This window comes from Veillonella parvula (assembly GCF_032472435.1).
Taxonomy (GTDB): Bacteria; Bacillota; Negativicutes; order Veillonellales; family Veillonellaceae; genus Veillonella; species Veillonella parvula_N.
The window spans coordinates 136,457-158,208 of the sequence record NZ_JAWEGM010000003.1; the positions used below are offsets into that span (position 1 = coordinate 136,457).

The 21,752-nt window shown below is 39.5% G+C and carries 18 protein-coding genes; 9 read left to right on the forward strand and 9 right to left on the reverse strand.

Features of this window, described 5'->3' with window-relative positions; all coding sequences use genetic code 11:
• Positions 1–100 precede the first annotated feature (100 nt).
• From mnmE to rpmH, 6 genes are all read right to left on the reverse strand, one after another.
• The gene (gene mnmE / locus E7A03_RS05965; protein ID WP_316073850.1) at positions 101–1,486 is read right to left on the reverse strand and encodes a tRNA uridine-5-carboxymethylaminomethyl(34) synthesis GTPase MnmE; all 1,386 of its coding nucleotides are present in this window, start codon (positions 1,484–1,486) and stop codon (positions 101–103) included.
• Between the two features lie 189 nt (positions 1,487–1,675).
• Positions 1,676–2,473, reverse strand: a complete 798-nt coding sequence (gene jag / locus E7A03_RS05970) for an RNA-binding cell elongation regulator Jag/EloR (protein WP_120055213.1) — start codon at positions 2,471–2,473, stop codon at positions 1,676–1,678.
• A gap of 9 nt (positions 2,474–2,482) precedes the next feature.
• Complete coding sequence (locus E7A03_RS05975) at positions 2,483–3,148, reverse strand: YidC/Oxa1 family membrane protein insertase (RefSeq protein WP_004692948.1); 666 nt, start codon at positions 3,146–3,148, stop codon at positions 2,483–2,485.
• Positions 3,149–3,316: 168 nt separating this feature from the next.
• Positions 3,317–3,538, reverse strand: a complete 222-nt coding sequence (gene yidD / locus E7A03_RS05980; protein ID WP_012865047.1) for a membrane protein insertion efficiency factor YidD — start codon at positions 3,536–3,538, stop codon at positions 3,317–3,319.
• A gap of 48 nt (positions 3,539–3,586) precedes the next feature.
• Complete coding sequence (rnpA, locus tag E7A03_RS05985) at positions 3,587–3,946, reverse strand: ribonuclease P protein component (RefSeq protein ID WP_004692947.1); 360 nt, start codon at positions 3,944–3,946, stop codon at positions 3,587–3,589.
• Positions 3,947–4,025: 79 nt separating this feature from the next.
• Complete coding sequence (rpmH, locus tag E7A03_RS05990) at positions 4,026–4,160, reverse strand: 50S ribosomal protein L34 (protein ID WP_004692946.1); 135 nt, start codon at positions 4,158–4,160, stop codon at positions 4,026–4,028.
• A 1,655-nt stretch (positions 4,161–5,815) separates the two neighbouring features.
• On the opposite strand from rpmH, the gene dnaA reads away from it, so the two are divergent.
• The 9 genes from dnaA (at position 5,816) to E7A03_RS06035 (ending at position 15,419) form a co-directional block, all read left to right on the forward strand.
• A complete protein-coding gene (gene dnaA / locus E7A03_RS05995) occupies positions 5,816–7,390 on the forward strand; it encodes a chromosomal replication initiator protein DnaA (RefSeq protein WP_316073852.1) in 1,575 nt (524 codons plus the stop codon).
• Positions 7,391–7,798: 408 nt separating this feature from the next.
• A complete protein-coding gene (gene dnaN, locus E7A03_RS06000) occupies positions 7,799–8,911 on the forward strand; it encodes a DNA polymerase III subunit beta (protein WP_004698016.1) in 1,113 nt (370 codons plus the stop codon).
• 24 nt (positions 8,912–8,935) lie between these two features.
• Positions 8,936–9,169 carry an RNA-binding S4 domain-containing protein gene (locus tag E7A03_RS06005; RefSeq protein WP_004692943.1) on the forward strand — a complete coding sequence of 78 codons (234 nt, stop codon included), beginning with the start codon at positions 8,936–8,938 and terminating at the stop codon, positions 9,167–9,169.
• Between the two features lie 3 nt (positions 9,170–9,172).
• Positions 9,173–10,273, forward strand: coding sequence for a DNA replication/repair protein RecF (gene recF, locus E7A03_RS06010; RefSeq protein WP_156697386.1), 1,101 nt, complete (start codon positions 9,173–9,175; stop codon positions 10,271–10,273).
• Entirely contained in the window at positions 10,260–11,162 is a 903-nt protein-coding gene (locus E7A03_RS06015) for a DciA family protein (protein ID WP_120055221.1), read from the forward strand. Before recF ends, E7A03_RS06015 begins: the two co-directional genes overlap by 14 nt.
• 13 nt (positions 11,163–11,175) lie before the next feature.
• Complete coding sequence (locus E7A03_RS06020) at positions 11,176–11,424, forward strand: DUF370 domain-containing protein (protein ID WP_287510089.1); 249 nt, start codon at positions 11,176–11,178, stop codon at positions 11,422–11,424.
• Positions 11,425–11,501: 77 nt separating this feature from the next.
• On the forward strand, positions 11,502–13,403 hold the full coding sequence (gene gyrB, locus E7A03_RS06025; protein ID WP_004698069.1) for a DNA topoisomerase (ATP-hydrolyzing) subunit B: 1,902 nt from the start codon (positions 11,502–11,504) through the stop codon (positions 13,401–13,403).
• A 10-nt stretch (positions 13,404–13,413) separates the two neighbouring features.
• Complete coding sequence (locus E7A03_RS06030) at positions 13,414–14,895, forward strand: amino acid permease (RefSeq protein WP_287510091.1); 1,482 nt, start codon at positions 13,414–13,416, stop codon at positions 14,893–14,895.
• A gap of 206 nt (positions 14,896–15,101) precedes the next feature.
• Positions 15,102–15,419: a YbjQ family protein gene (locus E7A03_RS06035; RefSeq protein ID WP_004692937.1), complete on the forward strand. Its 318-nt coding sequence runs from the start codon at positions 15,102–15,104 to the stop codon at positions 15,417–15,419.
• Between the two features lie 237 nt (positions 15,420–15,656).
• Here the strand turns inward: E7A03_RS06035 and E7A03_RS06040 are convergent, their stop codons facing one another.
• From E7A03_RS06040 to E7A03_RS06050, 3 genes are all read right to left on the reverse strand, one after another.
• Positions 15,657–18,719: an efflux RND transporter permease subunit gene (locus tag E7A03_RS06040; RefSeq protein WP_287510092.1), complete on the reverse strand. Its 3,063-nt coding sequence runs from the start codon at positions 18,717–18,719 to the stop codon at positions 15,657–15,659.
• Positions 18,716–19,780 (reverse strand): efflux RND transporter periplasmic adaptor subunit, encoded by a 1,065-nt coding sequence (locus E7A03_RS06045; RefSeq protein ID WP_287510094.1) that lies wholly within the window; start codon positions 19,778–19,780, stop codon positions 18,716–18,718. Before E7A03_RS06045 ends, E7A03_RS06040 begins: the two co-directional genes overlap by 4 nt.
• Positions 19,781–20,200: 420 nt before the next feature.
• The gene (locus E7A03_RS06050) at positions 20,201–21,556 is read right to left on the reverse strand and encodes a hemolysin family protein (protein WP_287510096.1); all 1,356 of its coding nucleotides are present in this window, start codon (positions 21,554–21,556) and stop codon (positions 20,201–20,203) included.
• Positions 21,557–21,752: the final 196 nt, after the last annotated feature.

The window sequence follows — 21,752 nt, forward strand, 5'->3', positions numbered from 1 at the left end:
CGCTCGCTGGGCATTTTCCTACGGAAAATTGTACGCTCCGACCAAAGTGAAGCTTGGGTTTCATCGTCGCTAACGCTCCTCTGCTCCCTCAAGCCCTACTTTATTTCCCTAGACAAAAACGACTGAATAGTTCGTCGATCATGGATTCTCGGATTGTATCGCCTGTGATGTCGCCTAGTAGTTCCCAGGCACTGCGCAGATCGGTAGCTACAAAGTCTACTGGCATGCCCATGTCGATGGAGGAGAGGGCTTGTTCGACTTGTGCCTTTGCTTGTTCCATGAGGCTAATGTGGCGCACGTTACTAATCATGGCGCTGTTGTCTTGTTTTACACGACCGCCATAGACGAGTTCTTGTACCCATTTAGAGAGAACTGCAGAGCCTTCCCCTTCTTTGGCACTAATGCGTTCAATAGCTGTAAAATTCCCATGTTCTTTAATATTTTCATCTGTAACGACTTGTGCCACGTCGGACTTATTAAGGAGTACGATGGTGTTTAAACCGCTCACAGAGGTCAAAATTTCGATTTCTTCAGGATTTAACGGAGTAGATCCGTCAATAACGCAGAGCACGATGTCTGCTTTGTTAATATAATCGCGAGCACGCTCAACACCGAGGGCTTCCACCGTATCTTGTGTGTCGCGAATACCTGCTGTATCGATGAGGCGCAAGGAAATGCCTTCTACGGTCATATATTCTTCAATACTATCGCGTGTCGTCCCCGGAATATCCGTTACGATAGCGCGATTTTCGCGCAAGAGAGCATTCATAAGGCTCGATTTACCTGCATTTGGACGGCCTACGATAACCGTTGTAATACCGTCCCGAATGAGGCGACCTGTGTTTGCTGTGGACAAGAGTTCATCCATAGCTTTCAAAATAGGCTGCAACTGTTCGCGAACCTCTTGGCTCGTTACGTCTTCGATATCCTCCTCAGGATAGTCGATGGTTACCTCTAAATGAGCAATCATGGCGATGAGCTGTTCTCGCACATCTTTTACAAAGGATGAAACAGTTCCATCTAGCTGAGCCACAGCGAGGGAGAGGGAGTCCTCTGTTTTTGCTTCAATAATATCAATGATCGCCTCCGCTTGCGTGAGGTCGATACGTCCGTTCATAAAGGCACGCTTCGTAAATTCACCGGCATCAGCCATGCGCACATCGTGATTTACGAGCAATTTCAAGATTTGTCGAATCGGCACAATACCGCCGTGACACTGAATTTCTACCACATCTTCCGCCGTGTAGGAATGAGGCCCTTTCATTAATAGTACAAGTACCTCGTCGATGGTCTTGTTCGTCGCTGGGTCCACAATGGTCCCATATTGTATCGTTCTATTTTGGCGGTCCATCAAAGGAACGGTGCCAGTGCTCTTGAACAGGCTATTTACAATAGGAAAACTATCCTTGCCGCTGACCCGAATAATACCAACCCCACCGATGCCGGGCGGTGTCGCAATGGCCGCTATTGTATCATCTATATACATACATATCTCCGTATTTCGATTATCTAGTATTTGTTTTTGTATATGTTCTTCGCCTGTGAAAGTTAAACTAAACTAATCTTTGCATGCGAAGATTAACTTAGGTTAGCTTTCACCATAACCTAAAGAATAAAGGGAACAGCCCTCAAGTAACGGAAAATCCTAGCTACTTGAAAGCTGCACCACTATATTTTATTTTTTGTACGAAATCACAACGTGACGGAATGGTTCATCCCCTTCACTGTTGGTAACAACGTTTTTATCTCCTTGAAGGGCAGTATGAATGATTTTACGTTCAAAAGCATTCATCGGTTCTAAGGAAACCTTTTGACGGTTGCGTTTCACCTTAGAAGCCAAGCGTTTCGCGAGATTTACCAATGTTTCTTCTCGGCGAGAACGATAGTTTTCCACATCTACCACGATATGGCAATGGCCAGATACATCCTTGTGAGCCACGAGATTTGTTAAGTATTGAATAGCATCCAAGGTTTGACCATGTTTGCCGATCAAAATACCTAGCTCTTCGCCGTGTACTTGGAATGTGATTTTATCTTTCGTCATCATCTTTTCGATAACCACAGTGAGGCCCATTTGTGTAAACATATCATCGAGGAATTGTTTACCTTTTTCAGCAATTTCTTGTTGATCTTCTTTTGAAAGTTCTTTTTTAGAAGATTTTTCCGTTATAGTATTTTCAGAAGTTTCAACTGCTGTATCTTGTACTTCTGTTTCGCTTGTTGCCACTGGTTCGGAAGCAATAGCTACAGATTGTTCTTCTGCGTTAGCTACTTCTTTTGCAGTAGCAGATTGAGCCAAAGCAGTGAAGAATAAGCGAACAACTGCTGGTTTACGACCAATGCCTAAAAATCCACTAGAAGGTTGTTCTAAGACTTTAGTTTCTACCAATTCTTGACCTTCAGCGGCTAATTGAGCTACACCTTTAGCAATGGCATCTTCAATGGTTTTAGCAGATACATCGATAAATTCCATAATTGCCTCCTACTTAGCGTTCAAATTTTTGTAAATGAAATGCTGTTGAATCAATTGGAATACGTTAGAAACTACCCAGTAGATAACGAGACCAGATGGGAAGCTCAAAGAAATGTAACCAATGAATAAAGGCATAAAGATTGTCATAATCTTTTGTTGTTGCGCAGCTGCACCAGTCGCACCATTACTAGTTTGACGAGACATAACCCATGTGGATAATGCACTCAAAATAGGTAAGATGTACATTGGATCTGGATCGCCAAGGCTAGGCAACCACAAGAATTGTACAAAGTTTGGATCGTATGGGTAATCTTTCAAAGCCCAGTAAATCGCGATCAAGAATGGCATTTGTACCAACAATGGCAAGCAACCAGCCAATGGGTTAACGCCCATTTCTTTATACAATGCACCCATTTCCGCTTGCAGTTTTGCAGGATCGTTTTTGTATTTATCTTGCAATTGTTTCATGCGAGGCTGCAATTCTTGCATAGCCTTCATGGATTTGATTTGCTTAACAGTAAGTGGTGCCAAAATCGCTTTAATAACGATTGTTAAAAGGATAATAGCCACACCGTAGCTTGGATAACCTATCATTTGAGTCAATTGGAACGCATAAGTTACCAATGTGCTCATTAAATCAACGATAGGTTGGAAAATACCACTTAAAAAGTCCATTGTTTCTCCTTTTTCATACAGTCCCAAATCGTCCTTTGCGCATCTATATATCGTTATGGTATGGTCTAAATTTCATCCATACAGATGCTCAGGTATTTCCAAAACTGTGCTCGATGGTTTTTATGAAAGTAACTTTCACAGAACGCATCCAGCCTAATCCCACGTGGATTAGGGAACTGGATCGTAGCCACCCTTATGGAAAGGATGACAGCGAAGAATGCGTTTTAAACCCATCCAGCTACCTTTCAAAGGACCATATTTTTCGATGGCCTGCAGAGTATATGTGGAACATGTCGGATAATAACGGCAACATCCAGGTTTTAAGGGAGATATGGCGAGCTGATAAAACCTAATTAAAAGTCGTAAAAGCATGGTTATACAGCGTTTCATGGAAACCTCCATATACACAAAAAGGACCAAAGCCTCTAACTTGTGGTCCTATTTATCATTTTGTATCAATAATTTGCTTTTTCGCAAGAGATACAAAATCTCCTTTTCCGCTTTTTCATAGGTAGCGTTTTTCAGAGGGCCACGTCCAACAATTACGATATGATACCCTTCGCGAATGGCGTGCTGATTGAGGCGATATACCTCTTTCATCAGGCGTCTAGCTCGGTTGCGCTCCACTGCACAACCAACCTTTTTGCCTGTTACAAAACCAATGCGCGTAGGTTGCTTTGCCACGGGCATACGATACAGTACACACATACGGCCTACTTCGTATTTTCCGTGCTTATACACAAGGCGATATTCATTATTGTGCGTCAGTCGTCTTGCTTTATCAAGGCAATAATCCATATGCATTGTCCTTAAGTCCTAAGAATAGAAAAACTTGGCAGCAGCGCCAAGTTTTTTCTCCTGCCTAACAGCTATTATATTATGCAGATAAGCGTTTTCTGCCTTTTGCACGTCTTCTTTTCAAAACGAGACGGCCACCAATAGTTTTCATGCGTTCACGGAAACCATGGGTACGTTTTCTCCAAAGAGTATTTGGTTGGTAAGTACGTTTCATTAGTAAAACACCTCCTCGTCATTCTGTATTGTTTTACTTATACCATAACAGGGTAATTATAGAGGTAAAACGTAAATTTGTCAATATAATAAAGGGGTTCTGCTGTGAGTTCTTGTATTTCTGAAAATAATTCTACTACACATTTTATCCTGTAATTGATGTTACGTTTCCAGGGGGAGGAATATAGGGCTCCTTCATCGCTCCATACTCATCGTAAAGTCGCTCAAAAGGACCCTATATTCCCTCCTAAGGCAACCCTAATTTCACCTTCAACACCACTGCACGATGTAAACGTAACATCAATATCAGCATACAAGAACTCACAACCTTAATTTTTTTATATTAGACAAATTTACATTTTAATCTCTAGTTGAAGAGAGGGGAGGAATAGATGTGGTTTTCTCCCTCCATACTCATCGTAAGTCGGTCAAAAATCCATATCTATTCCTGCTCCTAACACACTCTAATGACTACTCATACACCTACCACCAGTATAAAAAGTAGTATCAGTTTTTATAGGAAATCTAAAAGTCTTTCAGAATACAGATCTAAGATTTAACAAATCTTACCTTTTAACCTCTTGAGGAGAGAGGAAATAGGAATAATTGATGTTACGTTTCCAGGGGGAGGAATATAGGGCTCCTTCATCGCTCCATACTCATCGTAAAGTCGCTCAAAAGGACCCTATATTCCCTCCCTAAGACAACCCTAATGTCATCCTCAACACCACTACACGATGTAAACGTAACATCAATTTATCAACATACAAGAACTCACAATTCAAATTTTTTTATACTTTGGCAAATTTATGTTTTTATCTCTATTTGAAGAGAGGGGAGGAATAGATGTGGTTTTCTCCCTCCATACTCATCGTAAGTCGGTCAAAAATCCACATCTATTCCTGCTCCTAACACACTCTAATGATTACTAATACACCTACCACCAGTATAAAAAGTAGTATCAGTTTTTATAGGAAATCTAAAAGTCTTTCAGAATACGGATCTAAGATTTAACAAATATTACCTTTTAACCTCTTGATAGGAAAGGGGGACAATTGATACTATTAATTTCCTCTGACTTCTCTCCCCGATTTTCATTTAAGTTGTGTTGATAACGTTTTATAAACAGATCTAATGTAGATTGCTAAAAGGTATATCTATTACTTTTCCAGTTGTGTGTATAGAAATTATAAAATTATATGGTTGGAGGAGGGGAAGTGAAACTACTTTTTGAGTGACTTACGCGTCGTATGGAGCGATAAAAGTAGTTTCACTTCCTATCCAAAAAGTAATAGATATACCCAAGGAATTTTAAAATATACATTATAAACAGTTTATAAAAGTTATCCACAGATTGAATGACAAATTACTTATTTTTTGGTACAATCATAACTGAAATTAGCAAAAATTATATATTTTTATAGGTTTTTGATGGATAACTTTCGAGGTTATCCACATTTTTTCTCTTTTATCCTATAAAAACTAAAAAGTCAGTATTTATCTGGTTGGAATAGACTTATATTTTTACTTATTCACAGGTTGTACACAAGTTATTCACAGGAATAATATGTTTTTCCACAGCTTTTACAATGGTTATGCACATTATTCCTAAAGTTATACACATTTATTGTAATAGTTATTCACAAGAGGCACGTCATGCAATCATTTGATTTAAATAATATATGGGAACATATATTGCTTGAGGCGAAAAAGAATATGCAACATTTACCTGATGCATTGTATTTGCGCGTCACGTCATCGTTGATTCCCATGTCTCTCGAAAGTCATTCGATCCATATTGGGGTCATGCAAACATTTGTAAAAAACTTAATCGACCAGCAGCCGCAGATTAGCAAGGCTTTACAAGATGCGATTACCACGGTCATCGGTTCCCATCGAGATATGGTGTTATTCGATTTTAATCAAGAGAGTATAGATACTAATTTCGTTGATGAAAGTCTCATCGATACGTCAGTTGTAGCACCGCCAATGCCTTTACCACCTATAGTAGAGGAAAAGGCTCATCAAGAGGAGTTTTACACACCAGTCTATCAAGATCCTGTCTATATCGACCGCGCGCCAGCGCCTGTGGATATTCCAGACGAACCAATGATAGCGACACCAAAGAAACCGACAGAAACAATGCCAACATTGCAGTCTGATAATGTTCCTGTAGACTTGTCATTATCTAATCTCAATCCGGCGTACCGTTTTGATAACTACGTAACGGGCAATGCCAACCGCATTCCTTTTGGAGCTGCTCAAAATGTAGCTGAATTTCCAGGCGGCGACTACAATCCGCTCTTTATCTACGGTCCATCTGGCCTCGGAAAAACACACTTGATGCATGCCATTGGCAATGCTATCAAGGAAAATCATCCACATATGAAGGTCATGTCCATTACGAGCGAAAACTTTATGAATATTTTCGTCGAAACATTGCAGCGCAACCAAGGTAAATTATTCCGCAATACATTCCGCAATATCGATGTTCTCATGATTGACGATATTCAGTTCCTTGAAAGCCGTGAAAGTACGAAAACTGAGCTATTTAATACATTTAATGAACTATTAAATAACAACAAACAAATCGTGCTTACCTCTGATACGATGCCAAACGATATGGAGCAGTTCGAAGATCGTCTTCGCTCTCGTTTCCAAGCTGGCTACATTGCCACAATGGAAAATCCTGATTTAGAAACGCGCATCGCCATCTTCAGATCACTGCTCGAACGTGAATATAAAAAGAACCGCATTATTCGCATCGATAATGATTCTATTAACTACGTAGCATTGCAATTTAGCGAAAACGTCCGTGTGTTGCAAGGTGCTTTCACCAAACTCATCGGTACAGCGTCCATCGATCAACGTCTAGAATCTATTGACCTAGAATACACAAAACACGCCTTGGCGGGTCTCGTTCATACAGAAGAGGTAAATATAGTTAATATTGAAAGCATCCAAAATTTTGTAAGTTCCTATTTCAATATTAAAAAGCAAGACCTACTTGGCAAGAAACGAAAAGCCCAATTCGCATTTCCACGACAAATCGCCATGTATCTATGCCGCGATATGATCAATGAAAGCTATCCACAAATCGCAGCAGCTTTCTCTCGTGATCATACGACAATTCTCCATGCGTACGATAAAATAACGAAGGAAATTGAAAAAAACGAAGAAACTAAACGAATGGTTGCCGAAATTAAACAGAAATTAACAACCTGTGGATAACTCTGTGGATATATAGTGAATAACTTTGTGGATATCACAAAACTCGTACTTTGGTGTGAATATGTGGATAAGTGGGTACAAACTATTAACATAGTTATGCACAGCTCATAATTCACACAATTATTGGCGCCGATTCACTTTTACACATATAAACAGACCCCTACTATTACTACTACTAAAACTAAGAAACAATTAGAAAAATAGTAGAAACAGATCTATCGTAGAATATATATATAGCATCTACAATAGCAAACATAGAATATTACAAACAAAACAAGTAATTATTAATGCTTCTACAATATATATAAATCGTAATCACAAACAACATATATATTAGAAATAATATAGTAATTAATAATAAAATCCAATTATACAAATTAATATAAAACTTTCAAAAAGGAGTAACATATGCATATTACATTTCCAAAAGCAAATCTCCAAAAAGCAATTAACGTATTGCAAAAGGTATCTCAAAATAAAACAAGTTCCAACTTACCAGGCGCTATTTACATGACTACAAAAAATGGTCAAGTAGAATTGCAAGGTAACGACTTTGAACTCGGCATTCGCTTAACCATCGATGGAGACATTAAAGAACCTGGTACTTTAGTGGTAGGTTCCCGCTATTTCCAAGAATTAATTCGCAAATTGCCTGGCGATACTATTGAACTTTACAAACCAGAAGACGGAAATTCTTTGACTATCACATCTGGATCTTCTGAATTTAATCTTGTTACATTACACCCAGATGATTTTTCCTTGGTGGAACAAATTCACGACCAAGATCATGTAAACATCGATAGCTTTGCTATGAAAGAACTCATCGATTTAACAAATTATGCAGCTGCTACTGATGAAGATCGTCCTGTATTTACCGGTGCTCTTCTTGAAATCAAAGAAAACGAAGTGACTATGGTTGCTACCGATACACACCGTATGGCTGTTAAAAAAATTACCATCGATGAACCAGCAACGACTCCAATGCGTGCTATCATTCCAACAAAAACGTTAGCTGAAGTATCTCGTTTATTACCAACAGATAATCCAGCTATGATCAATATTATTTGGAATCGCACACAAATCGTATTCAATTTTGAATCTATTTATATTATTTCTCGCTTAATCGAAGGTACATACCCTGAATATGAAAAGGTAATTCCTTCTCAATTCGATTCTAGCGCTGTAATTGATCGCCGCGAATTTGCTGGTGCTGTTGATCGCGTATCCTTGTTGGCTAAAGACATCAGCTATAATGTAATTCGTTATGATTGGTCTGAAAGCAATGTCACATTGTCTACTCAAAATACTGAAATCGGTATGGCAAAAGAAGACGTAGCTGTTGAATTTAAAGGTACACCTTTCACAATCTCCTTCAATGGTCGCTACATCTCTGACATCTTGCGTCACAGCACAGGCGATAATATTCACTTGTTCTTAAAACAAAATGGTCCTGTTGTCATTCGCCAAGACAATAATCCGAACTATACATACGTAGTAACACCAGTTCGCACAAATGCTTGACCTTTATCACTTTAGGAGAACGTTATGAAAGAGCAACAGCAGGTACCCATTCATACGGAGTACATTCAAATTGATCAGTTGTTGAAGTTAGAAGGCATCATTGAAACAGGTGGTCAAATAAAATCTTTCATCGATGAAGGCATCCTTACCTTGAATGGTCAGGTTGTAACGGAAAAACGCAAGAAATGCCGCGTTGGTGATGTGATTTCTTGTGAAGGTCTCGATGTAGACCTCGTGATTACACAAGAGGAGGCATAATCGGTGAGAATTGACTCACTGCAGTTATTTCAGTTTCGTAATTATAAGGATGTACAGATACAGTTTAATCCTGAGATTATTGTTCTATATGGCACTAATGGGGCTGGTAAGACGAATATCCTCGAATCGATTTATGTTGGTACGATTGGTAAAAGCCATCGTACGAATGATACGTCAGATATGCTCATGTTCAATGCTGAAGAAGCTGGCATTGTGGTAAAGTTCGAGAAAAAGGATACGCCTCAAAAGGTAAATATTAAATTATTCCGTCAAGGTCCTAAGGATATTCGATTAAACGACACAAAAATATCTCAAAAAGAACTGATTGGTACATTAAATACAGTTATCTTCTGTCCTGAAGACTTACAGCTCATCAAGGGAACTCCGTCTGGACGTAGGCGTTTTCTCGATATGGAAATATCTCAGACCAGTGCTATTTACTATCATCAATTGATGCAGTATAATCGGTTGTTACAGCAACGAAATGCAGTTCTAAAAGAATATAGAGGAAAGAATAATATTCCTCTTGAAGAATGGGATTTGCAGCTAGCAGATATGGCGAGCTTTATCGTAAAGAAACGATTAGAAAGCTTAAAAAAAATTAATTTGCTCATTGATTTGATGAATCGTAAATTGACAGGTGGCCTTGAGAATTTAACCATTGGTTATGAACAGCCGTATATGGACAATGGTGCATTGGAATATACAAAGGAAGGCTTTTACGAACGCATTAAAGCAGCGTTGCCGCAGGATCGTCATCGATTGAGTACTAGCGTTGGCCCTCATCGCGATGATTTACGATTTTTTTCCGATGCTATGGATTTAAAGAAATTTGGATCCCAAGGTCAGCAACGAACCGCTGTATTGTCCTTAAAGTTGAGTGAGCTTGAATTTATCAAGTCAGAGGTAGGAGAATATCCAGTTCTTCTCTTGGATGATGTATTGAGCGAACTTGATGAGTCGAGACGAACGAATTTATTGCAGTTTATTCATAAACGAATTCAAACATTTATTACCACTACAGATATTCACGATTTTAAAGATTTGAAATCCGTTCAATTTATTTCTTGTGAAGGGGGACAGGTTCAGTATGGACAGCCTTGATCTTTGTTTACCAAAGGCCTTAGCAGAACTGAATTTACTGGAACAATATAAATTAAATACCCTTGTTCACAAGTGGCGTGATGTAGTAGGTGATGTCATCGCGGATCATACAAAAATTGTGTCCATCAAGCCTCCAAATATGGTTATCAGTGCAGATAATTCCATGTGGATGCAGGAATTACAGATGCAAAAACGTCGTATCATCGAGGCTATCAACAAGTATTACCGCCAAGAGGTAATCACCGATATTCGCTTCATCATGAAACGTCAGAGCTATGTGAAAGTAGAAACTAATACGTCTCTCACGATTCCTGATGAACAAATTATTACAAAACGTATTAACTTTGCAGATATCGTGCTTTCAAAAGAAGACGTAGACGCTATCGATACATCGTTGAAACAAACGGATAACGAAGTATTAAAAGCTGCTTTCAGGAAAGTACAGATTACGGCTCGTAAGAGAGAAATCTATTTAGAGCAGCATGGATACCATCGTTGTAAACGATGTGGCATGCATATGAAATCTAAAAAGGAAATCTGTCCAACCTGTGAATATGAATTGCATCGGGCTCATATAAAGGAGATTAAGGCGGTTATTAGAAAGTATCCGTACTTTAAATACAGCGACTGTCAGCAATTTATACAGTGTAGTTTTTCAGACTTTGCAGAAGCGATGCGGGAATCCATATACTTTTACCTTGATAAGATTTATAAAGGATCTATCAATCGCCGTCATATGTTTATGGTGGCCATGCTCATCACCCACAAAAAGCCTGATGAGTTGACGGATCAGCACGTTATTAATTTGTGTAATAAATATCGATCAAAATTCCTCGCTGAAGAAGAACAGCGCAAAATCGATGCCCTTAATGGGACATTAGAAAAGTAGAGGGAGCATTCTTATGTACGTTCATATTGGGGATACTATTTCCGTACCCATAGAATCCATTATTACGATGGTGCATGCCAAGGGCGGAAAGTCCCATAAAAGTCCTATTCATCACTATGAAACGCTAGAATATATCGCCATGGTGCCAGAGGAGCAAATCAAGACCTATGTGGTCACTGATCATTGTGTGTATGGATCTGGTATCAGTATTAAGACTTTAATGAGACGGATTGATGAGTTTTATAGTATAATAAAGAGATAAAGTTTAATCCTGTACATGTTTTGTTACTTTATTTCAATCAAGTGCAGTATGATAGATTGTTAGGAGGAGTTTGTTTCATGCCTGAACAAAATTATGGCGCTCAGAATATTCAGGTTCTTGAGGGTCTAGACGCGGTGCGTAAACGCCCAGGGATGTATATTGGTAGTACGTCTGCTCGTGGTTTGCATCACCTCGTATACGAAGTTGTAGATAACTCTGTGGACGAAGCGCTTGCTGGTTATGCTACACATATCGAAGTATCCATCAATCCAGATAACAGTGTTACCGTTGTCGATGATGGTCGTGGTATTCCAACAGGGATGCATGAATCTGGTATGTCTGCGGTAGAGCTAGTATTAACGAAATTGCATGCCGGTGGTAAATTCGGCGGTGGTGGCTACAAGGTATCTGGTGGTCTTCATGGCGTAGGTATTTCCGTAGTTAATGCATTGAGTGAATGGACTAAGGTTCAAGTATCTCAAAATGGTATTGTTCAAGAGATTTCCTTTGCTCGTGGTCATAAAACTTCCGAGTTGCACGAAATCGGCAAGGCTGAAGGCACTGGTACTACAGTTATTTTTAAGCCAGATGCAGAAATCTTTGAAACTACCGTATTTAGCTTTGATACATTGAAAATGCGTTTACAAGAATTGGCATTCCTTAACAAAGGCCTTCGCATTACATTAAGCGATTTGCGCTTAGAGGAACCTCGTGTTGAAAGCTTCCACTATGAAGGTGGTTTGGTTTCTTTCATTACCTTCTTGAACGAAAATAAAGAAGCAATTAACCCAACTGTTATCAATATTGAAAATACTAAAGACGATGTTGTGGTAGATGTAGCATTGCAATATAACGATAGCTATAGTGAAAACTTGTTGTCCTTCGTAAATAACATCAATACGATTGACGGTGGTACACATCTATCTGGTTTCCGTGCTGCCTTGACTCGTACCCTCAACGATTATGGCCGTAAATCTGGTTTGATCAAGGAAAGTGAGTCTAATCTTTCCGGTGAAGACGTACGTGAAGGTTTGACAGCTGTCGTATCTGTAAAAGTGTTGGAACCTCAATTTGAAGGCCAAACAAAAACTAAACTTGGCAATAGCGAAGTTAAAGGTATTACAGACGTTATCGTTACAGAAGGTCTTAAAACATTCTTCGAAGAACATCCTCAAGATGCGAAGAAGATCATCGAAAAAGCAACGATGGCAAGCCGTGCTCGTGAGGCTGCTCGTAAAGCCCGCGACTTAACACGCCGTAAAAATGCGTTGGAAGTATCTAGCCTTCCTGGTAAATTGGCGGACTGCTCCGAAAAAGATACATCTATGACTGAAATTTATCTTGTGGAAGGTGATTCTGCGGGTGGTTCTGCAAAACAAGGTCGCGATCGTCGTTACCAAGCAATTTTGCCATTGCGTGGTAAAATTCTTAACGTAGAAAAAGCACGCCTCGATAAGATTTTGGCTAATAACGAAATTCGCTCCATGATTACCGCTTTTGGTACAGGTATTGGCGATGAATTCGATATTACAAAATCCCGTTATAACAAGATTATCATCATGACAGATGCGGACGTTGACGGCGCTCACATCCGTACATTGTTATTAACATTCTTCTACCGCTATATGAAACCATTGGTAGAGGAAGGTCATATCTATATTGCTCAACCACCTTTGTATCAAATTAAGAAGGGTAAATCTCACTGGTATGTATACTCTGATGCAGAGTTGACTGCTAAACTTGATGAAGTAGGCCGTGATGGTACTACAATCCAACGTTACAAAGGTTTAGGTGAAATGAACCCTGAACAATTATGGGAAACTACAATGAATCCTGATAATCGTACGATTCTACAAGTTAGTTTAGAAGATTCTATCGAAGCTGACAAAATCTTTACGGTTCTCATGGGTGATAAGGTAGAGCCTCGTCGTAAATTTATTGAAGATAACGCAAAATACGTGCGTAATCTAGATTTGTAAGAGGTGACCCATGTCTGAAAATCATAATAGTAACGTAGAGTTTACGTCTAACAAAGATCAACATCTAAAACGGTCCCTAAAGGCGCGTCATATGAATATGATTGCTTTAGGTGGTGCTATCGGTACAGGTTTATTCGTTGCTGGTGGTGAAGTGGTAAGTACAGCTGGCCCTGGTGGTGCTCTTGTAGCTTATGGCCTCATTGGTATCATGGTTTATTTCCTCATGACATCTCTTGGGGAAATGGCTACATACTTGCCAATTCCAGGTTCCTTCGGGACTTATGCAAAACGCTATGTAGATCCTGCTTTTGGTTTTGCCTTAGGTTGGAATTACTGGTTTAACTGGGCTATTACCTTGGCTGCTGAAGTATTAGCAGGGGCGCTGATCATGAAATATTGGTTTCCTGATGTACCTGCCATCGTATGGTCTGCTCTGTTTTTGCTCATTTTATTTGGCTTGAACTATTTATCTACTCGTTCCTTTGGTGAAAGTGAATATGTGTTCTCTAGCATCAAAGTTATTACAGTATTCGTATTTCTATTCTGTGGCTTTATGCTCATCTTTGGTATCGGTGGTACATCTCCAGGATTTGCAAACTGGACTGTAGGAGAGGCTCCATTTGTAGGTGGCTGGGAATCTATTCTTGCTATCTTTATGGTGGCAGGATTCTCCTTCCAAGGTACTGAATTGATCGGTGTAGCCGCTGGTGAAGCGGAAGACCCTGAAAAGAATGTGCCAAAAGCGATTAATACAATCTTCTGGCGTATTCTATTATTCTATATCGGTGCTTTCACGGTTATCGGTTTCTTGATTCCGTACACAGATCCAAATCTGTTGAACTCTAGTGTAGAGAACGTATCTATTTCTCCATTTACACTCGTATTTGACCGCTTTGGTTTTGCCTTTGCTGCTAGCTTTATCAATGCTATCATCTTAACGGCTGTATTGAGTGCTGGTAACTCTGGTCTGTACTCTTCTACGCGTATGCTGTACGCACTCGCTAAGGAAGGTCAAGCACCTCAAATTTTTGCTAAGTTAAATAAACGTGGCGTTCCAGTACCTGCGTTAATCTTAACGACAGCAATCGGTTTATTTGCATTCCTAACAAGCTTTATCGGTGAAGGTACAGCTTATACATGGATTGTTAATATCTCTGGTTTATGTGGTTTCATCGCATGGGTTGGTATTGCAGTATCTCACTATCGTTTCCGCCGTGCATTCATTGCACAAGGCAGAGATCTTAGTGAATTGCCATACAAAGCGTGGTTATTCCCAGTTGGCCCAATCTTGGCGTTCATTCTTTGCATCATCATCATCTGTGGTCAAAACTACTCTGCTTTCACAGGTGATACCATCGACTGGTACGGCGTATCCGTTGCCTACATTGGCTTACCAATCTTCTTCGCAGTTTACCTTGGTTACAAATACATCAACAAAACTAAAGTTGTGCCGTTGAAAGAAGTTAACCTTGATCGTGACTTCGATAGATAACATAAAATTAGACCTGTTCATTATGAAAGTAGTGAGCAGGTCTTTTTCTTATTTATGATATGTATTTTTACGATATGTAATATGTATTTTTTTGATGTATAATATGTAATTGTTTTATGTGAAAGCTATATTTATAATTGTTTTTCTCTAAAAGTCTTGTTATAATAAATCAAAATATATTGTAGTCAATTAGAAAGGATACAATTATGATTATTACAACAACTATGCATATTGAAAATAAACCTGTACAAGAGTACAAAGGTATTGTATTTGGTGAAGTAGTAGAAGGCCGTAACTTTGTGAAAGATTTCATGTCTGGCATTCGAGACATTGTTGGTGGTCGTAGTGGCAGCTATGAAGATTCTTTGATGAATGCGCGCAAAGCAGCTCTCGACGAAATGTCTCAACGAGCTTCTAAATTGGGTGCTAATGCTATTATTGGTGTATCCTTCCAATACAGCACAGTAGGTGCACAAAATGGCATGCTTATGATTACATGCAATGGTACAGCCGTTGTAGTTTAATAAATAATAGACTAAGTCAGATATAATTATTAATATAATCCTAAGGGAAATAAGTAAGTCGTAATGTATTATTGTGACTAAAAAAGCAGCAGGGGAAAGCCCTGCTGTTTTTTTATATGATATTTATTAAAAAACCCCCTATAAAAAGTATTAGAAACTTTTATAGGAGGTTTTTTGTATTGTGGTTTATCTATATATCTTATAGATAATAAAAAAGCAGAAATAATTACTGCTTTTTTATTTTACCTTATACCAGCTTGCATACATGACTGGTAATACGATGAGTGTTAGAACCGTCGCCACTAGTAAGCCGCCGCTGAAGGCGATGGCTAATGGACTCCAGAATACAGATCCCATGAGAGGAATCATGCCTAAAATCGCTGCGATAGCGGTGAGCATGATAGGGCGGAAACGAAGTGTAGCGGAGTTGATAATCGCTTCACGAGGTTCTTGTCCTTCTGCCTTGTGAATTTCGATTTGGTCTAACAAGATAATGGAGTTACGGATGATCATACCTGAGAGGGCGATGATCCCTAGAATAGCCATAAAGCCTAACGGCGTTCTCGTAATATTGAGTGCTAATACAACACCGATTAGTCCCAATGGAGCCGTGAGTAGAGCCATTATCATGAGGGCGATACGCTTTAATTGGAACATGAGGATTGTCATGATTACAAAGAGCATAATTGGCATTGGTGTTAATAGCTTTTGAACGGCTGTTTCGCTCTTTTCAGCGGCGCCGTCTAGGTCAATAGAATAGCCTGTAGGCAAGGAATCGCGAATGTCTTGTAAGGATTTGTAAATCTCTTTCGTTTTCGCATTACCCAATATACCTGCTTTTACATTGGCATGCACACTAATGGTTGGCATCATATTGCGATGCCAAATAATACCATCCTCTTGTGTCATGGTAATGGTTGCAATTTGGCTTAGTGGTACATAGGATCCATTTCCTGTTTGAATTGGCAAGGATGAAAGAGCACTTAAGTTATGTTGCTCGTTGTCACCTAAACGGAAGGTAACAGGAATGGTTTGGTTCCCTTCATAGTATTCACCAGATTTAGTACCAGACAATAGACTTTGCAAGTGCAAGGATACAGCATAGCTATCGATGCCGAGTAAACGTGCCTTGTTTGGATCGATGTGAATATTGGCTACAGGTTCTGTATCTGGCCAGTCAAAGGCGATATTTTGTAAGTCTTTATCGTCTTGCATTTTTGCTTTTACTTGGTTGGCAATTTCTTTTACCACTTTTTGATCAGGGCCAGCAATGCGAAGCATAACTGGATATTTAGATGGTGGGCCAATTTGTATAAATTGAGCATTTACGAGAGCTGAAGGAAATTCTTCATTTAAATAAGATGTTAATTCACCATATAGTTTATCCCGATCCTCTAAGGATTTTGTGACGATCACATATTGTAAGAAATTATCTCGTTGCAATTCTGGCTCTAAGGTGAGAACGAAACGCGGAGAACCTTGTCCAATGTACGAGGTAAAGGTTGAAATACGTTCGTCACCTTGCAAATGTTCATCAATGATTTTTGCTTGGTTAGCAGTATACTCGATGGACGAACTTTGAGGGAATTGCATGGATACAATAATTTCATTACGCGTTGATGATGGGAAAAATTCCTGTTTAATCAACGGTAGTGAAAGCAAGGATAAAACGAAGGCACCTAGAGTAGCTAATAAGACTACCTTGTGATGTCCTAGTGCCCAATGTAATAGTTTTTCAAACTTATCATAGAAGGTCACATTGAGCTTGTGCATGATACGGTCTCGTTTAGTCCATTCCGATTCCGGCTTTGGAGCCTTGTTTTCAATGATTTTATAACCCAATACAGGGCTGACGAGAACAGAGGCGAACCAAGATAGGATGAGTGCCATAAAGACAACAATGGATAAAGATTTTGTAAACTCTGCTACCATACCTTGTGCCAATGCTAATGGCAAGAAGCCTGCACAGGTAATGAGCGTACCAGATAGCATAGGGAATGCTGTAGATTGATAAGCAAAGGTAGCCGATTTAAAGTGGCCCCACCCTTCTTCGAGCTTAACACTCATCATTTCTACAACGATGATGGCATCGTCTACGAGGAGGCCTAAAGCTAGAATTAAGGCACCTAAGCTAACCTTATGTAGATAAATGCCGCTTTCATACATCAAGATGAACGTCGTAGACACAACGACTGGAATGGTAAGGGCTACCACAACACCTGTTCGTAAACCAAGGGATGCAAAGCTTACGAGCAATACGATGGCGATGGCTTCAAATAAGGATTGAGAGAAATCGCCAATAGATTCCTTAACGATATGGGGCTGATTCGATACTTGCTTGAGTTCGAGGCCGGCAGGAATCGTTTTATTCAATTCTGCTAGCTTTTTATCGATGGCTTCACCAAATTCTATATTATTTCCACCTGCATCCATGGAGATAGCAATACCTATAGCCGGCTTGCCTTCGTAGTAGAACTGAGGACTACTAGGGTCTTGGTAGGTCATGGTTACATCGGCCATGTCACCGAGTCGCAACGTTTGGTTATTGATGCGGATTGGCATATCTCGCACCGCTTGAGGGCTATCGAATAGACCGTTGACACGAAGATATACATTGTTTGTATCCGTTGTAATCACACCAGCTGGAACCATCATACTTTGTTGTTTAAGCGCTGTTAACAGCTGTTGTGTACTGACTTTATAGGATGCGAGTTTATCCTTGTTTATGGTTACATTGAGGGTTTGTTGTTGAACCCCAATGAGGCTGATTTTTTTAACATTAGGAACAGATAAAAGCTGACGTTTTAAGTCTTCTGCTTGTTGACGCTTTTCTTCATAAGAAAATTCATCACCACTAATGGCATAGATAATGCCATATACATCGTCAAACCTGTCGTTGATGGTCGGTCCTTGAACGCCTGCAGGCAATGATTTCCATTCGTCGTTGATCATATTCCGCGCTTCTTCCCAAGCGGGACGAATCTTATCGGATGGCAAATCCTCTCTTAGATTGATATAAATAACGGATTTGCTGCCATCCGTGAAAGATTTTGTATAATCTACACCAGGAAGGTCGCGTAGTTTTTCTTCTAGTTTGTCCGTTACCTGATCCGACATTTCTTGTGGAGAAGCCCCCGGCCAAGCAACACCGACCACCATGGTGCGCATCGTAAAATCAGGATCTTCCATGCGTCCCATATGGGTGAATGAAAAGATACCGAAGGTGAGGAGCACAGCCATGAAGTAGTAGATAATGGACTTGTGTTTAAGAGCCCATTCGGCTAAGTTAAATTGTTTCATTGACTAACCGCCGTCCCTTCTTGTAACTGTTGGGTGCCTGCGGTGATGATAATGTCACCCTTAGCTAAACCAGATGTGACGATGACGGAGTTCTTACCGAATTCACCAGTCTTGATAGGTACGAGATGAGCCTTCTTATCGCGGATGATATAGACCGCATTATTACCGTTAGAGTCTTTCACAAGAGCCGTCAATGGAATAGAAATATTGGTACTATCTGTAGTAGATAGATTAGCATTGACCGTCATACCTAGTTGTACCTCTTTAGGCGCATTTTGTAAGGTAATTTTTACGGTATACGTTCTGGCTACAGGGTCAGGAACTGGTGAAATTTCACGTACTACACCTTGCACGGTTACATTAGGTAGAGCCCAGAAGGTAATAGTAGCAGGGCTTCCTACATGAATTTTACTCAATTCTTGTTCAGGAAGGGCAATGACTGCTTCTGGGTCGTGACCGGCCGCTAAGGTACCAATGCTTTGACCGGCTGCTACGACTTGTCCTGCTTCAATATTGAAAGCTGTAATAATACCTGTATCAGGGGCCGTTAAATTAGTATAGCTATTTTGATTGCTGCTCAAATTAAGACTTGCTTGTGCTTGTTGTAATTGAGCAGATGTGGCATTCAATTGGTTTTCAGCTTGGTCTAATTGCAATTTACTAATTGCTTGTTGTGCATAGAGCTCGCGGTATCGTTTAGCGTTGGTTTCTGCCAATTCGTAGGCCGATTGAGCAGCTTTTACAGCACCTTCAGCATTTTGCACCTGAGCTGATGTGTCTGAACCATTGATTTGAGCAATGACTTGGCCTGCTTGTACTACATCACCAACATTTACAAATTTGTTGATGACACGCCCTCCAATTTGAAAGGCTAAATTTGTTTCTATTTTATTATGAATGGTGCCTGCATAGCCAGCATCAGTAGTTCCAGACTCTTCACCTATAGTGATGGTGCGCACCTTGAGACTTGTATCTTCAGGGGGCTTTTCTGATCCACAACCACTTATGACGGCGGTCCCTATTAATAGGGCGCCTATGGTTGCTATGATTCGTTGATTCATAGAATCTCTCCTTTTATTACCATATATAAGTCCTATGAAATACACTATATAAAGTGATCATAGGACTTTATATTTTATTGAACCTATTTTAGGATAGCTATTATTTCTATATTAGATTTTATTATATATTTTATACAATTTAATAATACTATATTTATGTTGAAAGTTCTAGCCTTTATGCAGAAAATAAAAGAATTATATAATTAATGCATATAATTGGTGATAATTTTTTAAAGTAATCTATATATTTTGATAGTATATGTATTACTTATTTTATGGATACAAAAATGTATCAAAAAAGTGAGTCCTCTATTGATTGAGCTGTATCCAAAAATATGTCCACTTTTTGGGGTACAGTTCATAGGAAGAGAACTCACTTCTTTAGCTTTTGTCAGCTTTTGTTTATGTATAGTTTGAACTTTATTTTTCTTCTTCTTGTTCTATAATTGGTTCTTCATAGGTTACAAGAATTTTATCAATACGAGTATGATCCATATCGATGACTTCAAAGGTATAGCCATCCCATTTTGCCTTGTCTAATTCTTTTGGAATGCGGCCGAAGAGGACGTTTAAGAGACCGCCCATAGTTTTGTACAAATCGTCTTCTTCGCCTGGTAATTCTTGATCGATGTGAAAGAATTCTTTAAATTCGTCTACGTTGAGAAGGCCATCTACGAGCCATGCACCATCGCGTTCGATGATTTTGTTTTCTTCTTCCTTGAGTTCTTCCTCACCGGAAGGCATAAGGCCTACAATTTCCTCCATGATATCATGCAAGGTGACAAGACCAGTAAAACCACCATATTCGTCGAGGATAATTGCTTCATGAACGCCTTCTGTACGTAGAACGTTCAATAATTTCATGAGTGAAATGGATTCAGGAACGAGAACAGGTTCTTTCAAACAAGCTTTGATGATATCGTGAATAGAACTTTCACTAGGACGTTGCATAATTTGAACTAATACGTCGGATACGGTAATGAGACCCTTTAATTCATCCAAGGAATCGGTACCTACAGGAATGCGGTAATGGTTGGCATTCTTGAGAACCTCCATGATTTCATCTTCCGTACCGTTAAGATCAATCCATTTGAGCTGTGTACGAGGCGTCATTATATCACCTGCGTTCATATCTGCAAGATGGAAGATATTTTCTACGAGGATAGGTTCTTCCTCTTCGTAAGCACCCATGGCAACGCCTTCGGTAAGCATTTTATTAATTTCAGATTCTGTAACAGGGGCTTCTTCTTTTACAGTAACGCCTAATATTTTTAAGAGGAATTCTGTGGAAATGCCGAGGAAGCTAACGATTGGTTTTAGGGCTACAGAAAGCCAATAAATCGGTTTTGCTACCACCACAGCGATGCCCTCAGGGCTATTTAAGGCTAATCGTTTTGGCACGAGCTCCCCTATAACGAGGGATAAATAAGTGATGATCGCAACGATGAGGAAGGAGCTCACTGAGGCTGCGTACGGTTCAATGCTTGGAATATTAGCAGTTAATATTTCTTCTAAAGGACCAGAAAAGGTGGCACCAGAATATAAACCAGTTAAAATACCAACGAGGGTAATGCCAATTTGAATCGTGGAGAACATATCATTTGGGTTCTCTGCCAATTCAAAGGCCTTTTTCGCGCGTTCATTGCCTGCTTCAGCTAATTCTTCAAGCTTACGTTTTTTCGCATTCACGATGGCTAACTCCGTCATAGAGAATAAACCATTCGCGATGATTAATACGATGATAATTATAAAATCTAAGGTCAGATCACTGTCCATGTAAGTAGATACTCCTTTTTAATGACATATAATTCTGCACATGAGAATAATAGAAATATTACTCCTAGTATACCATATCGACATTAATAAGTGTTTCATATAACAAAAGCACCCGATGTGGATGCTTTTGTTATATACTATAGGTGTTACTGGACTAGTAAATAGTACCCTAATAAGGGTATAGTATGTATAGAAA

Bases quoted from the DNA above. Each gene is read 5' to 3' on its own strand.
- mnmE (WP_316073850.1), bottom strand. From the start codon at position 1,486: ATGTATATAGATGATACAATAGCGGCCATTGCGACACCGCCCGGCATC.
- jag (WP_120055213.1), bottom strand. From the start codon at position 2,473: ATGGAATTTATCGATGTATCTGCTAAAACCATTGAAGATGCCATTGCT.
- E7A03_RS05975 (WP_004692948.1), bottom strand. From the start codon at position 3,148: ATGGACTTTTTAAGTGGTATTTTCCAACCTATCGTTGATTTAATGAGC.
- yidD (WP_012865047.1), bottom strand. From the start codon at position 3,538: ATGAAACGCTGTATAACCATGCTTTTACGACTTTTAATTAGGTTTTAT.
- rnpA (WP_004692947.1), bottom strand. From the start codon at position 3,946: ATGGATTATTGCCTTGATAAAGCAAGACGACTGACGCACAATAATGAA.
- rpmH (WP_004692946.1), bottom strand. From the start codon at position 4,160: ATGAAACGTACTTACCAACCAAATACTCTTTGGAGAAAACGTACCCAT.
- dnaA (WP_316073852.1), top strand. From the start codon at position 5,816: ATGCAATCATTTGATTTAAATAATATATGGGAACATATATTGCTTGAG.
- dnaN (WP_004698016.1), top strand. From the start codon at position 7,799: ATGCATATTACATTTCCAAAAGCAAATCTCCAAAAAGCAATTAACGTA.
- E7A03_RS06005 (WP_004692943.1), top strand. From the start codon at position 8,936: ATGAAAGAGCAACAGCAGGTACCCATTCATACGGAGTACATTCAAATT.
- E7A03_RS06015 (WP_120055221.1), top strand. From the start codon at position 10,260: ATGGACAGCCTTGATCTTTGTTTACCAAAGGCCTTAGCAGAACTGAAT.
- E7A03_RS06020 (WP_287510089.1), top strand. From the start codon at position 11,176: ATGTACGTTCATATTGGGGATACTATTTCCGTACCCATAGAATCCATT.
- gyrB (WP_004698069.1), top strand. From the start codon at position 11,502: ATGCCTGAACAAAATTATGGCGCTCAGAATATTCAGGTTCTTGAGGGT.
- E7A03_RS06030 (WP_287510091.1), top strand. From the start codon at position 13,414: ATGTCTGAAAATCATAATAGTAACGTAGAGTTTACGTCTAACAAAGAT.
- E7A03_RS06035 (WP_004692937.1), top strand. From the start codon at position 15,102: ATGATTATTACAACAACTATGCATATTGAAAATAAACCTGTACAAGAG.
- E7A03_RS06040 (WP_287510092.1), bottom strand. From the start codon at position 18,719: ATGAAACAATTTAACTTAGCCGAATGGGCTCTTAAACACAAGTCCATT.
- E7A03_RS06045 (WP_287510094.1), bottom strand. From the start codon at position 19,780: ATGAATCAACGAATCATAGCAACCATAGGCGCCCTATTAATAGGGACC.
- E7A03_RS06050 (WP_287510096.1), bottom strand. From the start codon at position 21,556: ATGGACAGTGATCTGACCTTAGATTTTATAATTATCATCGTATTAATC.